General features: G+C 35.7%; 16 protein-coding genes. 9 read left to right on the forward strand and 7 right to left on the reverse strand.

Features of this window, described 5'->3' with window-relative positions; translation table 11 throughout:
• The first annotated feature begins 14 nt into the window (after window positions 1–14).
• From EHQ49_RS09815 to EHQ49_RS09840, 6 genes are all read left to right on the forward strand, one after another.
• Window positions 15–956: a radical SAM protein gene (locus EHQ49_RS09815; RefSeq protein WP_135578884.1), complete on the forward strand. Its 942-nt coding sequence runs from the start codon at window positions 15–17 to the stop codon at window positions 954–956.
• On the forward strand, window positions 957–1,199 hold the full coding sequence (locus EHQ49_RS09820) for a MoaD/ThiS family protein (RefSeq protein ID WP_135578887.1): 243 nt from the start codon (window positions 957–959) through the stop codon (window positions 1,197–1,199). It abuts the gene before it with no gap.
• On the forward strand, window positions 1,200–1,643 hold the full coding sequence (locus EHQ49_RS09825; protein ID WP_135578889.1) for a molybdenum cofactor biosynthesis protein MoaE: 444 nt from the start codon (window positions 1,200–1,202) through the stop codon (window positions 1,641–1,643).
• Window positions 1,624–2,244, forward strand: coding sequence for a molybdenum cofactor guanylyltransferase (locus EHQ49_RS09830; RefSeq protein WP_135578890.1), 621 nt, complete (start codon window positions 1,624–1,626; stop codon window positions 2,242–2,244). The genes EHQ49_RS09825 and EHQ49_RS09830 overlap by 20 nt, the downstream gene beginning before the upstream one ends.
• Before the next feature lie 12 nt (window positions 2,245–2,256).
• Window positions 2,257–2,847, forward strand: coding sequence for an HAD family hydrolase (locus tag EHQ49_RS09835; RefSeq protein ID WP_135578892.1), 591 nt, complete (start codon window positions 2,257–2,259; stop codon window positions 2,845–2,847).
• A 202-nt stretch (window positions 2,848–3,049) separates the two neighbouring features.
• On the forward strand, window positions 3,050–4,237 hold the full coding sequence (locus tag EHQ49_RS09840) for a hypothetical protein (RefSeq protein ID WP_135578894.1): 1,188 nt from the start codon (window positions 3,050–3,052) through the stop codon (window positions 4,235–4,237).
• Between the two features lie 26 nt (window positions 4,238–4,263).
• Here the strand turns inward: EHQ49_RS09840 and EHQ49_RS09845 are convergent, their stop codons facing one another.
• Together EHQ49_RS09845 and EHQ49_RS09850 are read right to left on the reverse strand one after the other, a co-directional pair.
• Window positions 4,264–5,205, reverse strand: coding sequence for a sensor histidine kinase (locus EHQ49_RS09845; RefSeq protein ID WP_135578896.1), 942 nt, complete (start codon window positions 5,203–5,205; stop codon window positions 4,264–4,266).
• Window position 5,206: 1 nt separating this feature from the next.
• Window positions 5,207–5,473 carry a hypothetical protein gene (locus tag EHQ49_RS09850; RefSeq protein WP_135578898.1) on the reverse strand — a complete coding sequence of 89 codons (267 nt, stop codon included), beginning with the start codon at window positions 5,471–5,473 and terminating at the stop codon, window positions 5,207–5,209.
• A 179-nt stretch (window positions 5,474–5,652) separates the two neighbouring features.
• Here EHQ49_RS09850 and EHQ49_RS09855 point away from each other — a divergent pair, with 179 nt between their 5' ends.
• Window positions 5,653–6,150 carry a YdeI/OmpD-associated family protein gene (locus EHQ49_RS09855; RefSeq protein ID WP_135578900.1) on the forward strand — a complete coding sequence of 166 codons (498 nt, stop codon included), beginning with the start codon at window positions 5,653–5,655 and terminating at the stop codon, window positions 6,148–6,150.
• 31 nt (window positions 6,151–6,181) lie between these two features.
• Here the strand turns inward: EHQ49_RS09855 and EHQ49_RS09860 are convergent, their stop codons facing one another.
• The gene (locus EHQ49_RS09860) at window positions 6,182–7,168 is read right to left on the reverse strand and encodes a M14 family zinc carboxypeptidase (RefSeq protein WP_135578902.1); all 987 of its coding nucleotides are present in this window, start codon (window positions 7,166–7,168) and stop codon (window positions 6,182–6,184) included.
• A gap of 255 nt (window positions 7,169–7,423) precedes the next feature.
• Between EHQ49_RS09860 and EHQ49_RS09865 the strand changes: the two genes are divergently transcribed.
• Window positions 7,424–8,398 (forward strand): alpha/beta fold hydrolase, encoded by a 975-nt coding sequence (locus EHQ49_RS09865; protein WP_135578904.1) that lies wholly within the window; start codon window positions 7,424–7,426, stop codon window positions 8,396–8,398.
• 122 nt (window positions 8,399–8,520) lie between these two features.
• Here the strand turns inward: EHQ49_RS09865 and EHQ49_RS09870 are convergent, their stop codons facing one another.
• Window positions 8,521–8,799 carry a hypothetical protein gene (locus EHQ49_RS09870; protein WP_135578906.1) on the reverse strand — a complete coding sequence of 93 codons (279 nt, stop codon included), beginning with the start codon at window positions 8,797–8,799 and terminating at the stop codon, window positions 8,521–8,523.
• A 242-nt stretch (window positions 8,800–9,041) separates the two neighbouring features.
• On the opposite strand from EHQ49_RS09870, the gene EHQ49_RS09875 reads away from it, so the two are divergent.
• Window positions 9,042–9,647: a DNA-3-methyladenine glycosylase I gene (locus tag EHQ49_RS09875; RefSeq protein ID WP_135578908.1), complete on the forward strand. Its 606-nt coding sequence runs from the start codon at window positions 9,042–9,044 to the stop codon at window positions 9,645–9,647.
• Here EHQ49_RS09875 and EHQ49_RS09880 read toward each other — a convergent pair.
• The 3 genes from EHQ49_RS09880 to EHQ49_RS09890 are packed head-to-tail and all read right to left on the reverse strand — an operon-like array spanning window position 9,619 to window position 14,836.
• The gene (locus EHQ49_RS09880) at window positions 9,619–10,194 is read right to left on the reverse strand and encodes a TetR/AcrR family transcriptional regulator (protein WP_135578910.1); all 576 of its coding nucleotides are present in this window, start codon (window positions 10,192–10,194) and stop codon (window positions 9,619–9,621) included. The genes EHQ49_RS09875 and EHQ49_RS09880 overlap by 29 nt on opposite strands.
• An 11-nt stretch (window positions 10,195–10,205) precedes the next feature.
• The gene (locus EHQ49_RS09885; RefSeq protein ID WP_135578912.1) at window positions 10,206–13,268 is read right to left on the reverse strand and encodes an efflux RND transporter permease subunit; all 3,063 of its coding nucleotides are present in this window, start codon (window positions 13,266–13,268) and stop codon (window positions 10,206–10,208) included.
• A complete protein-coding gene (locus tag EHQ49_RS09890; RefSeq protein ID WP_135578914.1) occupies window positions 13,265–14,836 on the reverse strand; it encodes a TolC family protein in 1,572 nt (523 codons plus the stop codon). Before EHQ49_RS09890 ends, EHQ49_RS09885 begins: the two co-directional genes overlap by 4 nt.
• Between the last annotated feature and the right edge of the window lie 152 nt (window positions 14,837–14,988).

Consider the following 14,988-nt stretch of genomic DNA (forward strand, 5'->3'; position numbering starts at 1 on the left):
AACTCGACTTTAAGGTGAAAGCAAATACGAGAAAATTTGAAGTACTTCGCGTGAGTATACTCTCTCATTGTAGTTTTGCCTGTGTTTATTGTGCACCAAAAAACAAACCGGACAGAACTGACTTCTATCCGAAAATTCATTATCTAAATCCTGAACTTTTAGAATCAAAAATCAGATTACTCACATCCCATATACAACTGAAGGAAGTTCACCTAACAGGTGGAGAACCGACACTACATAAAGATCTTGTTTTATTAATTCAAAAACTAAAAGAAATTTCAATAGATGAAATTGCCATCACTTCTAATGGATTCTTTGAAGATGGACTCATACAAAAAATGAAATTGGCCGGACTCACACGGATGAACTTTTCTCTAGATAGTTTTTCGCAAAGTGGTTTTGAAAGACTCAGTGATCGCAAGTTACCTGTCGAACGTTTATTAAAACGAATCTTGGAAGCAAAAACATTTGGATTAGATGTCAAAGTCAATTGTACAGTTTTAAAAGGCTTCAATGAATCAGAAATTTTAAACTTATTACAATGGGCTGGTGAAAATGAAATCCCCATTCGATTTTTAGAGTTTATGAAAATGGGTCCTTTGCAAGAAGAACATTCAAATTGTTTTTATTCCGCAGAAGAAATCAGAGAAACCATCCACAGCCAATACAACTTTAGACCTTATCCAACGGCACCCGATTCCACTGCCACCTATCACATAACGGATGAAGGATTTATTTTTGGAATTATTGCCAATCACACAGAACCATTTTGCGAAGGGTGTAATCGACTTCGGATGGATTCTCTTGGAAGAATTTATGGATGTTTGAGTGATCAGACTTCCTTTGATCTTCCTTCCGAACCTTCCGACGTTCCCTTCGTCTTGGAACAAGCAATGGAAACTAAAAAAACACAATTTACAGGTTCCGAACTTTCTATGAAATTCATTGGAGGATAAATGAAAATCCAACTTTTATCGTTTGCGGCTCTCAAAGACTATTTTCCATCCAAACAAGAACTCACTTTTGATGGGGCTAAATCAGTTTTAGAATTAAAATCTTATCTTAGTAATCTAAATCCAGAGGCCACTAACTTAATCAAAATCAGTCGCATTTCAATTAACCAAATCATCGCCAAAGATTCAGATTCAATTACGGAAGGTGCAGTGGTGGCAATCCTTCCTCCGTCAAGTGGTGGTTAAATGGAAACAAATACTCAATACAAACACATAACAGAAACCAAATTAGAACTTTCTTTGCAATTACCACCACTTCCCAGTATGGGAGGGTATGTCTTATTCGCAGGTATCGTAAGAGATATCAACGAAGGAAAACAAGTCACTCATTTAGAATACGAAGCATATTCTGAAATGGCAAATCAAATGATTTCAGCTATCATAGCTGATGCCTTTCAAAAATGGGACTTACAATATGCTGATTGTATCCATAGACTAGGAAAACTTGTTTTAGGGGAAGTGGCAGTTCTAGTCAACACGGGTTCCATCCACAGAGACGAAGCTTACAAAGCAAACCGTTACATTATTGATCGAGTCAAACACGAAGTTCCTATTTGGAAAAAAGAATACTATGTAGATGGAAGTTCTGAATGGTCAAAAGGTTGTTTGCATGACTCACACGAACACTGATCCCACCTTTGTACTACTTGTTGGCGGACGGAGTGTTCGAATGGGCGAAGACAAAGGTTTTGTTACGATTGGCTCCAATTCTCATTTTTTAGATCAGATTCTAAAAAAACTAAATGGATTTACTTCTTCCATCTATATCTCTCTAAGAGCGGAACAAGTAGAATCTTACGTAAATTACTTACCGAAATCATCTCTTATACTCGACCAAAATCTTCCCGTGGAAGGTCCACTCAAAGGAATCCTCTCTTCTTATTTATATTTAAAAAAAAATAACGAGTGGAATGATTTTATGTATGTAATGCCGATTGATATCCCCTTCGTCGAAGATAGAACTATAAAACGATTATTAGATACATTCCACGGGCAACAAAAGCCTGTGTCTGGAATTTTTTATGAATCAAAAACAGGTTTAGAGCCGTTATGCGGAATCTATACAACATCGACATTATCTTCATGGGAAAAGTCTCTTTTCGTAGCAGGGAATCAGGAATTTTCCTTACAGAAACGAATCAAATCTTTGGATCTACAACCTATTTTGGTAAAACTTCCCTCTGAAGAAGAAATTAATTTTAGAAATATAAACTCAAAAAATGAATTATAAAGGAATCAATCAATGAGCTTTTTCAAAAGAAAAAAGAATTGGATCTTCGATATGGATGGCACTCTAACCATAGCTAATCATGATTTTGATGCCATCAAAAGAGAATTAGAGATTCCCTTAGATACAGATATACTCACTTCATTATCCAAACTTTCCAAAGAGGAAGCAGAAAAGAAACACACTCAACTGAACGGAATTGAACTAAAAATTGCAAAGTCATCAATTCCCTCTCCTGGCAGTTCTGAATTACTACAAGAAATCAAAACACAAACAAACAACTTAGGTATTCTAACAAGAAATAGTTTTTCTAATTCAATCGAAACTTTGAAAGCAACTGGCCTTATCGATTACTTTGATTCCAATTTTATCTTTTGTAGAGAACGAGCCATACCGAAACCCAATCCTGAGGGAATCTTTCGTTTGATGGATCTTTGGAAAGCCAATCCAATGGAAACTGTTATGATCGGAGACTATGTTTACGATTTAGACGCTGGCTCTGCGGCCGGAGTAGAAACCATCTACATTGATCCTACAGGAACATTTCCATTTAGAGAATCGGCAACTCATTGTATCAGGGAATTAGGCGAAATCCTAAACCTATAAACCTAACAGAATGAAGGTTAGTTTAGACCCGAAGGAAGATTGTAGCGTAATCCACGAAAATTCACAATAGAATCCCTAATACCACGACAACGCAAATACTTTCAAATATACTAATACTCGTAATTTCAAAAATTTCCCTTAAACCCGGAAATCCAACAATACAAGTGAATAAAATATTTCCTCCACTTGTTAAAATAAGGAGATGCGTTTTTCTATTTTTTTGCCAATTTTATCTTTTTCATTCTTCCTGATTTCGTGTAATGGACAATCAACAAAAAATGATTTATCTGGACTTTTACTCTTAGGCTCTTTAGGAATACAATCAAACACAACTCTCGAAGATCGATTCCAAACGGCACAGGTAACCACTTTCTATAGAAAAGATGGAATTTTTCAATTTCAAGATATACTCATTGAATACAAATTAAAGAATCCAAAAGAAAACTCGGAAACTGTGGAAGCTTTTTTCGGAAACCCAAATGATATAACCTATAGTTCACTAACTAACAAAATTTCAGGACACATCACTCAAAAGGAAGATTTATATCAAACAAATTCAGTTGTGTTTTCTTATTCAGATTTCACAAAAAAATTCAAAGTCTTTTTAACTGTAAAAAAAGATGGAAAAATTTTATCATTACGAGAGTTCACAACTACCCCACCAAGTCCGCCAAACATACCTCCAAATTCCATAACCTTACCACCTATAAGTTACGAAAACAATCGATCACTCATCGGCGGAACGGAATACCAGGTAATACGTGTAAAATTCCAAGCCGGCTCAGACCTTAGTGCCTATAAAAAATTAGATGCATACATTGGAAGACCAAGTATCATTACTATGGCAGCAGATAATTATAACGTAATTAATTATATTTCTGCATCATCATACAACGAATCGCTCAACTACTTTTTATTCCTAACTCCTGAATTGAATGCATCCTATAAAATCATTGTTGTTGGTTCAACAACAGATGCAAAAGGAAATAGGAGTGTCGATACTGTTCCACCACCGCCACCGCCATCCCCTTGTGCAGGAAGTGTAAATGCGCCCACTACGATAGGCAATTGTTCCGAACATTGTTTGGTCGTCGATTTGGTCGGCAATCAAATGCAATATACCGCAAAAACAACCATTGGGACCAATACAGAAGAATATTTATCTTTAGATGCTGATAACACAACACCGAGCGGAGGTACGGGACCCACAAATTATTCCTGGATAGAATTTTTCTCTCCGATTGCAGCAGGAGAATACCAAACAGATATAAGATCTTTTGATGTAACTGCTTATAATAACCAATGTATTGTGATATCCTCCTATCTTGTACAAGACGGTCCCGGCGGGTTTAAAGATAATTATATAATGGGGAAAGTGAATGTACCGTAACTATATTATATGGGACACAGGAGTTCTTAAATCTGAATTGGATTCTGATTCAGGATGGGAAATCGAATTTCAAAACGAGTACCATTTGTTTCTTCAGTAAGCAATGTCCCTCTTAGTTGTTTCACTAAATTTTTAACTAGTGTAAGGCCAATTCCTTTTCCATCTAAAAAATCGGTTCCTAAACCCAAACCATCGTCCTCGACTATAAGGACAAATAAATCATCCATCTTTCCCAAACTTACTTCAATTTTCCCATAGTTTCGATTCATGAAGGCATGGCGAAAAGAATTGGAAACAAGTTCATTAAGTATAAGCCCCATTGGAATGGCCCGATCAAGATCCATCTCCAAACCGTCTTCGATGGATTCATACAATTCTATTTTATTTCGTTCATTCACATAAGTAATTTTCAAATTACCTAAAATCGAATTAAAAATAAGATTTAAATCTACATATAATAAATTAGGTGATCCATAGATAATCTTATGGACCGATGCAATAGCCATAATTCTATTTTGAATCAAACCTAAAGAAGAAGTTAACTTTAGATCATTCTCCGATTCGGCCTGCATTGCCAAAAGTCCAGATATGATCTGTAAATTGTTATTTACTCTGTGATGAATTTCCGTTAGTAGTTTTGATTTTAGTTTCAAATCTGATTTGATTTGTCTTTCATGTTCTATTCTTTGAGTTTGTTCCTTTTTCACAGAATGAACATACAAAAAAATTAGAAAAAACATTGCATACAAATCCTTAAAAAAACCTTCATATTCATCAAAATAATCGATTGAATATCCATGTTCAAAGACATTTGAAATACTTACATAACAAGGGATCACTGCCAAAATTAATACGAACATCCCTTCTCCGCGATAATTCGGATTACGAATCAAATTTTTGATGATGATAAAAAATGCAACCACGTAGACAAATAAAGACAAAAGATTGAGTAGTGCTATAAAATTCATATCAACGTAACGACACCAAAATTTCTTTTTTCAAACTCACTAAAAAAAAGAGAGAGGAAATAAAATAAAATGAATGTTCCAAAATATTAAAAAAATCTGGGAACCAGAAACCTTCAACGACCGTAAAAATATTACTGAGCCAAACACAGAAAAAACTAAAAATTAAAAAATAGAATTTAGGAATGAGACCGGACCAAAGTAAACGTAAGGTAATCAACAACCCGATGCTATCAAAAACAAGATTCAATACTTCACTAATTTGATACATATTCTGTCGAACCCAAAAAATCTGGATTAGTTAGAGGACAAACTATAACAGAATTTGGATTGTGGTAAAGTGATTATTTAGGAAATAAGGAAGATAAAATCTTCTAATCACAAAAGAATTCGCTACATAGAAAGAAATTATGATTGATTAAGACTTAATTTATTTCATACCAAAACAAAATGTTAGATTATTCTTACCTACCATTTTCAGCCAAAATCGAAATCATTGGCATCAATCCATTTGTTTTTTTACCTGACTCCGTTTTGCAATCGTTAATGCTCCAAGCAGGGACAAACAAAGGCAAAATTCGAGTCCATATCAAAATAGAAGGATTTGAGTTTACGCAAACACTCGTTAAGTATAGCGGCTACTGGCGACTCTACTTAAACACACCTATGCGATCTACGGCAAAAAAAGAAGTGGGGGACCGTGCCAAGTTTGAAATCAGATTCAATCCAGAAAAAAAAGAACACCCCGTATCTTTGGAGTTAAAAACGGCACTGGAAAAAAACAAAAAGGCAAAAGCTAAGTTTGAAAGTTTAAGCCCTTCACTTCAAAACGAATTGATGCGATATATCTTTGGACTCAAATCAGAAAAAACTAAAATTGAAAATGTAGAACGAGCCATCCAATATTTGTTAGGCAAAGGAAAGTTTCTTGGTAGGGAAATCAGTTAAATTCCCTACCGATGACTCTATAGTAGAAATTTCAAACCAAGTCCATTGGTTTTATTTTTGCTAATCGCAAAACGTCAGTCAGAAATTTCCGATGACTAATGATGGATTCTTGTTTCAATTCTCTCGTTGGATTAAAAATACCACGTTTACGAAATATTTTCCAAGGATCTAATTGAATGTCGGACCAGGTTCCAATCTCCAAGGTTAAAGGAAGAAATCTAGATCCGTTAATATCAGTATCAGGTTTTATTTTTTGGTATTCGTTGTACAATCTATCCCAGAGGTCACCATGAGTTGTATATGTCTCACTTTGCGGACCAAACCTATACAAAATATGATTAAACTTTGTTGTCAGGTAATTTGCAATATTCTGGAATAAAGTCTCGTCAGCACACTGTTCATGTGTTCCCGCATAAGGCCACCACACATGGTCCACTGCACCAAAGCCGGAATGAATATCAATCACAGGAATCATTTTATTTTCTGCAGGTAACAGATATTCGGCGTAAAATCTGTCCAAAACTTTAGATTCAGATTGTAAGACATTACCTCTATAATACGGAAACAAATTCGAAATTTTATGTCCGCCAAAAAAGAAAGGTGCTTTCACTGCTTCCACACCGGAGTTTCTCATCAAATCAACCCCACCAGGGTTCGACCTACGTTTCATTGCAACCCCACCAGGATTTAAAATAGGAATACAAACAATTCCTAATTCTCCATCTCTAATTTCCTTATATAAATCTGAGGTTTTACGAGCGAAGAGATCATCTAAAAAATCTAATAAAACACGAATTCCAATTGTTTCAAGTCCGTGTACTCCGGCGACAAGACCGGCTACGTTTCGTTTAATAGCTTTTTCTTTTCCAATTTCTAAAACATAAATGGGAAAACGAAATCCTTCAGCCGTTTTTGTTGAGAACCCATATTGTCGGAAGCGAACTAGTTTGCCACCTAACTTTACTATCTTTAAAATTCTATTTTCGTATCGATTGAGACGTTTCATTCCTCTAAGCATCAATAATTAACCTACAAACCCTCATTCTATTACTAGAAAACTGCCGAACCAAAAATATCAGAACCGACAGAACTCATAATCTCAAACGGAATCGTTTTAGAGAAATTCTATTTAATTAATTTGTATTACAATTTGGTTACGAAAAAAATAAGAAGTTAAGGAAAATCAAAAATAATATCGAATGAAACAAAGCCCATATAAATATTTCCTGATTTTCATTTACGACAAAACGGAAATTTATTTAAAGTCGATCCTATGGGACAACCAACAAAGAAAACCAAACCCCAAAAATATAGGGAAGAGGTGATCACCACAAATGGTATTAATATTCGTGTAGGCCTTTGGCATGGTACCAAACAAACCATTGTTTGTCTTCACGGTTTGTCTGGGAATTTATACTCTATGAAACCTTTGGCAGAAAGATTGAACCGTTTCGGATATAGAGTTTTATCTTATGATTTACGAGGTCGAGGAAAATCAGATAAACCAAAATCCGGATATGGATTCAAAAACCATATCAAAGATTTGAGAGGTATCATTGCTCATTATAAAATTAAAAATCCAATCTTTTTTGCGCATTCTTTCGGGTGTATGATTGCTCTACGTTATGCGATTGCCTACCCGGAACTTGTAAAAGCAATGATCTTAATGGATGGAGGTGGACTTCTCAGCTTACTAAAACGAATACAAGTTCTAAAAGTCTTAAAACAATCGTTTGAAAGATTAGATATTACCTACCCATCAGTATCTGAATATTTGAAACTAATCAAAAACTCCCCTCTTGTTCCACACTGGTCAAAAGAAATAGAAGAATACTTTCGATTGGAATTAGACAAAAAAGAAGATGGATTTGTCTGTCACATGCCTGGATTTGTGATGGAAGAAGAATTGAAGGAGATGGGGGGTTCTATGTATTTTCATAAAATATTCAAAAATTTAATCCAAAATCCCAAAAAAGTAATCTCAAAAGTCAAAGAGAACAAACATCTAGAATTTGAAAAGATTGAATCTCCTACTCTCATCCTTCGCGCAACTGAGATGAACTTATTTCCGAACGATGATTTACTACCAAAAGAATCGTTCGAATCTATGTTAAACCGAATTCCTTATTCTATTGGAAAAGAAATCAAAACAAATCATTATGGAATACTTTTTGATAAACTAAAGGATAGAGATGAAAGTATTGAAAACTTTCTCTCAGGTCTAAATGGGAGAAAAAGATTCAATTGATTCCGTGTGAATATCAAGGAACAAAACAGAACCGATATTTCACTTATCGATTATAAAATCGAAATGAGTGGTCTTAATCAACAAGGGATTCCCAAAGAACGAAATCCCTTGTTAAAATCTTTTTACGGGTGGCCTTTTCCCTTACACTTTCCACCCTTTACTGTAGAGTCCCAATAACAATCAGGGTTTTTCAAACACTTAGTACTGTCTGGTTTTTTGGTACAAAGTTTATGTACTTTATCTTCCACCTTATCTGGGTTTAGTGCTGGTTCATTTTCCGCAGTTTCTACTTTGCCTTGCATCTGGCAGGAGAGATCATTTTCCTCACATTCTTCAGCAAACACGGGAGAGAGAGAAAAAAGAAAAACCACCAGTAACTTTAGAATTAAAAATCGATTCATATCCACTCCTTATACTTTCCCAATTTCGTAGAGGGTAAATATACCAAGGAATAGAATCTTAAGGCAATAATTTTTTTACTCTTTTTGGTGCGGATTCCTCATTGAATATTCCAATTTCATGATGCAAACATTCATTACAATTGCATTGACTACTTCCGTACAATTCCTAAGTTATGGTTAGATACCAAACCAATCGATTTCTTATAGAGTTTCGCTTGTTTGTCTAATGGATCTTTAATGAAATGAAAACGCATACAGAAAAGGAACGATGTTCCTGGTGTTTGAAATTTGACCAATACATCCAATACCATGACGAAGAATGGGGTGTACCTGTACACGATGACAAAACACATTTTGAATTTTTGATTTTAGAAGGTGCACAAGCTGGACTCAGTTGGTCAACTATCCTTAAAAAACGAGAAGGTTATAGAAAAGTTTTTGCAAACTTTGATCCGACAAAGGTCGCCAAATTCACTGATAAAAAACTAGAAAAAATTCTTTTGGATCCATCTATTGTAAGGAATCGATTGAAAGTATTTGCAGCTGTCAACAACGCAAAACGATTTTTAGAAATCCAAAAAGAATTTGGATCTTTTGATTTTTACATTTGGAGTTTTGTAAACCACAAACCGATTCAGAATCGACGAAAGAGTTTAAAAGAAGTTCCGGCAACAACAAAAGAATCCGATGCCTTAAGTAAGGATTTAATTAAACGTGGATTCAAATTTGTGGGAAGTACGGTCATCTATGCACATATGCAAGCATGTGGGCTTGTCAATGACCATGTAGAAAGTTGTTTTCGTTATAAAGAGTTAACTTCTACCTCTTCAAAACCCCATAAAAAATAACATTCACAACCTCCAATTGAAACTCATGAATGTTCAAAGGAACTGTAATCGAATTTTTATTACTAAGAATCATCTCTATAGAAGAAAGAAAAAGATGAACAGCCACTTCAGGCATAAATCCATCCCGAAGTTCACCTCTCACCTTTGCCATATTAAAAATCTTTCCAATAGATTCCGGAATTTCTTTTTCTCTTCGTTTTTTGAATCGTTCCATTTGTTGTGGAAACATTTCTGAAATTTCTCGGATAAACAAATCATTCATTACGTAAGGAGATTCTTCCACAAGTGAGCGGTGCATTTTAGAAAACTTTTGCACCGCCGTGAGAGTTTCATCATTAGCAATTTCCTGAATGATCTTTTGAATCTCAGTTTGTTTATAATCCATATAAAATTCCATAAGGTCTTGTTTATTGGAATAATATTTATACAAAGTTTTACGGCTGATCTTTAGAGAACTAGCAATCTCTTCCATTTTTGTTTTCGAATATCCATATTTTAAGAAGAGCTCTTCTGCTTTTTCTAATATTCTAATCTGAACCGGATCCAAATTGAAATCCCTCACTTTTTCTTCTGTTTCATAGAATCAATCAATCGCGTTATATATTGGTAGACCGCTGGAATCACATAGAGAGTCAAAATCGTGGAAGAAATCAATCCTCCAATTACAGTCACTCCCATACTGGTTCTCTGTTTCGAAGCTTCATTCAGTCCAATGACCACAGGCAACATACCAGCGATGAGTGCAATTGATGTCATTAAAATCGGTCGTAACCTTGCCCTACCCGCTTCGATGAGCGCAGTCCTTGTATCCACTCCAGTATTTTGTAAGTCTTTCGCAAAATCAATGAGAAGAATCGAATTTTTAGTAGCCAATCCAAAAAGTAAAATCATTCCAATGTTAGCAAATATATCCATCGATTTTCCGGTAAGAAAAAGTCCGAAAAATGCACCAGTCATTGCCAAGGGAATCACTACCAAAATAGAGATCGGAATGATAAAACTTTCATACAAAGAAGCAAGTACGAGATAAATAAACACAACTCCGAGGCCAAGGGCTATCGCCATATTTTTTCCCGTGGATTCCAAATTTTCTGTTTGTCCACTATAGGACAGTTTGAGTCCATCGGGAAGGGGTAATTCCTCTTTCAGTATCCTTTGTAATTCGGACATTGAGTATCCAGACCCGCGTCCATTAGGATTTGTATCTGCTGAAATTTCAACGGAACGACTTCTGTTTTGTCTTTGGATGCTGGCAGGCCCCGTCGTTGCGACACCAGAAGTTACAAAAGAAAGTGGAACCAAGTAACCGTTGATATTCGGAACCATCACTTGTTTAAAATTCTTTTCTATATTTCTCTGATCTTCTAACATACGAACACGAATATCATATTCGAGATTATTTTCACGAAATACGGCAGAGGTATCTCCTTCCACTATGGTTCTTAATTCTTTACCGAGAGATTGTGGATTGACACCTAACTTTACAATTTGTTCTCCTTTCGGAACAATTTTGAATTCAGGAGCACCATCTCTTAAACTGATATCTGGATCTGTTAAATCAGGAATTTTTTTGATTTTTTCAAAGATAAGTTTACTATATGTTTCCACCTTTTCTGGTTCATTCCCTGTAATAACAAAGGAAAAAGATCGTTGTCCACCCCCGATTGCATCATAGTTTTTAACTATAGGTTTTGCATCAGCATAAGGAACCAATTCCTTTCTAATATATTCCTTAAACTGAGGTGTATTTAGTTTTCTTTTTTTAGAAGATACAAGTTCCACATAAATATCAATTTTGTTTTGTTTTACATATCCAGCAGTCAAATACACTTCCTTTTTTGATCGCAAAAGTGTATTTACTTCTTCATTTAGTTTTTTGGTAGCTTCAACACTAGAACCTGGTGGTAATTCAAAGGTCACCGTAAATTGTCCTAAATCTTGTGTGGGAATGAACTCTGATTTTAATGTTTTAGAAACAAAGATACTACTCACAAATATAAAGAAAGCAATCGCCAAAATAGATAACGGGTATTTGGTTGTAATCTCTAAAGTTTTTACATACCCATTGGTTAATTTTTCCTGGAATCGGTCAAAGGCCTCTAAAGGAACTGAAAGAACCCTTTCCATTTTTCCTTTTTCTTTTGGATTGTGTTCCCCACCAAAGTAAGCCGACATCATCGGCGCAATGGTTAAAGCATCATACAAGGAAATGAGCAAGGCAAAACATACGGTAAGTCCAAAAGGGCGTAAAATTTGTCCAATCACACCATCAATAAAAGCAATCGGCCCAAACACAGCAAGGATTGCAAATGTAGTAGCAAGAACAGCTAGAGTGACTTCTTTTGTTCCATCTAGGGCTGCTTGTTTACTATCTTTTCCCATTTCTTTATGCCTATGGATATTTTCTCTGACCACAATCGCATCATCAATGAGAAGTCCAACGGCAAGAGAAAGTGCAAGTAGAGTCATTTGATTGATTGTAAATCCAGCAATACCCATAAGGATAAAGGAACCCAAGAGAGAAGTGGGTAACGCAAGACCTGTAATCAGAGTGGAACGAACACTTCCTAAAAAGAATAAAACCACAATGATAGTCAGTGCAATTCCAATATAAATAGATTCTTCTACGTCCCAAACATTATCTTTTACCACTTTAGAAGAATCATTATAATAATCAAAACTTACATCAGGGAATTCTTTCTGCAGATCACTTACTTTCTTCTTCACTCCTTCAGCCACCTGCACAGAGTTAGCTCCCGATTGTTTATAAACTAGTAAAAACAATGCTGGTTTTCCATTCCAATACGCAAGGGAAGTCACATCTTCCGAACCCACAAGAACCCGACCCACATCCGACAATTGAATGGGTATTTCGTTATTTAAAAAACTAATGGGAACATTCCGAATTTCATCAAAACTTCGGTATTCGTTAATCGTTCGAAAAGATAAATCAGAATTTTCCCCGCGAACTTTTCCGGCCGGAATATTCGCACCACCTGCGGCAATTTTCTGTGAAACTTGAGAAGCTGACAAATTCCTTAATTTTAATTGATTTCGATCCAGCTCCACCCAAATTTCCTTTTTCCTTCCTCCAACAATGTCTACAGATCCTACATTGTTTACAGAGATTAACCTTTGTTTAATGGTCTCGGAGGCAAAATCATAAAACTCATTGTCTCCTAATTTGGATTGAAGGGAAATACTTAAAATCGGTTGGTCTGCTGGATCCAATCGTTTGATCACCGGTTCTTCTAGCTCTGCTGGCAATTTTTTCTTGGCAAAAGCAACTTTGTCGCGAATTTGTTGCTCCGCATAACTAATTACAGTTTCCGAAGAAAACTCAGCAACAATCACTGCCGATCCTTCGTTACAAATTGATCTCAGCTTCTTTAATCCTGAAATGGTAGAAAGTTCATCTTCAATGGGTTTAGCGACCAAGGTTTCGATTTCATTCGGAGCAGCACCTGGATAGGTCACATTAATCGATATGGTAGGAATACTCATATCCGGAAAGTTTTCAACTCCGAGTTTTCCAAAACTCACAATCCCAACCACAACAATCAGAATTACTGTGCAGGCAATAAATACAGGCCTTTGAATTGATAATTTTGCTAAATTCATTTGTTTTCCTCTTCGTTAAGTAATGTTAGTTGTTCAGGATCTAAAGAATACTTCTCAAAGAACGTTCCTTTCGATATTTCATATTGAACGATTGCAATATTGTAAGTAATGAGAGATTGTGAATGATTCGATTGGGACCGAACATAGGCATCCATTGCATTTCTTAAGATAACAGAAGTGCCTCTTCCGTTACGAAAAGCGGATAAAGCTTTATCGTAAAAAAGTTTACTTTCCTCTTTGTTTTTTTTGGCTTCTAAAAAGAGTTCATAACTGATAGTTAGATTTTCTCGTTTCGATAACAAATCAGCTCTTACTTTGTTTTGAGCTTCAATCCACTCTAACTGTGCTTGTCTTTTTTCTGATTCGGCTTTTTTAAATTCAGCTTCTGCTATCTCATTTCCTAAAGGATATTCCAACTTAAACTCAGCGGTGTTTTGATTGAACCTTCCGCCTAGAATTCCATAGAAGTCTTGCGGGAACTGTTGGTCATAATTTTTAAAATTGTAAGTTCCACCAACAGAGAACTTTGGCAATAAACCATTATCAGCTGACTTAAAGTTATCTTCTGAATTTTTGAGTTGCAAAAGTGATGCTCTTACATCATATCTTTTTTCTAGAGCAGTGTGTACCTCTTCTTCATAATTAGAGGTTACCGCAATTTTTTCTTCAATCAAAACGGGTAAAAACGAAAAATTCTCTTCTGGTTCCCTTCCAAGTGAAGCAAGTAAATCCCGTCTATTTTTGTTTCTTTCTAATTCTGAATTTTTGACAGCACTTGTGGCAGTAAGAACAATAGAATTCCATTGGTGAATATCACCAGTGGTATCAAAGCCAAAGTTTGCTTTTTTAGAATAAATATCCCTAATCGTTTTTGCATTTCCAAGAAGCGATGAGTTTGTTTCTAAAATCTCTTCCGATAAACTCAAATTCCAGAATTCAATTAATGAGTTCACCAAACTTTTAGATAAAGAATCCAATGTATTCAATCTTTGGATGGAAGATGACCGTCTAGCAGTTGCTAATTTTAATCGATCCTGATAACCAAAAAAGTTTTTTAAGAGATCTTGGCTAATATTGATACCTACAGTGGCAAAATGATAAGAAGGTTGTGCAAAACTGGAGAATCCACTCGAACTCTGCGTTTTACCGGCATTTGTTTCAAAACGATTGTCAATGACTGCAATTCCAAACGTTGTCCCTGTGCTAAACTTCTTGTTGATTCCCGCCTGCAGACTGTTATCTGTAATTCTTGTTCCTTGGATGGCGTATTGCGGAAGATTAAAGTTTGTTGTGTTCTTTGCCGTCCCCTTCGCCTCCGTCGTCCAGGCATAAGCTCCGTTTGCTTTTTCCCAATCATAGTTTGTGGTCTTTAACTGCAATTTTAAGGTCTGTAAACTGACCTGGTTTTCCCACGCCATCCGGAGGATGTCATCCATTCGCAAAGACGTAGCTTTCACGGGCTCTTTAGCAGAAAGTGGCCCGAATGCTACGAAAATAGCGAAAAATAAGGCCAGAAGGTTTGCACTAGGAGGAGTCATTTTGGTTTCGATTATTTGTATTGGAAACATACTTTGTATCCTTTGTTTCTAATGGAAACAAATATTGATTCTCATGTTTCCTGGCAAATAAAAAAAGCCGAACCGTTTGAAAACCGAAATCGAATCGGAGTTGTACGAGAAAAAGGGAAAGATTGTCAGAAGATTTACGACGAATCGTGCTG

Source organism: Leptospira perdikensis, assembly GCF_004769575.1.
GTDB classification, from domain to species: Bacteria; Spirochaetota; Leptospiria; order Leptospirales; family Leptospiraceae; genus Leptospira_A; species Leptospira_A perdikensis.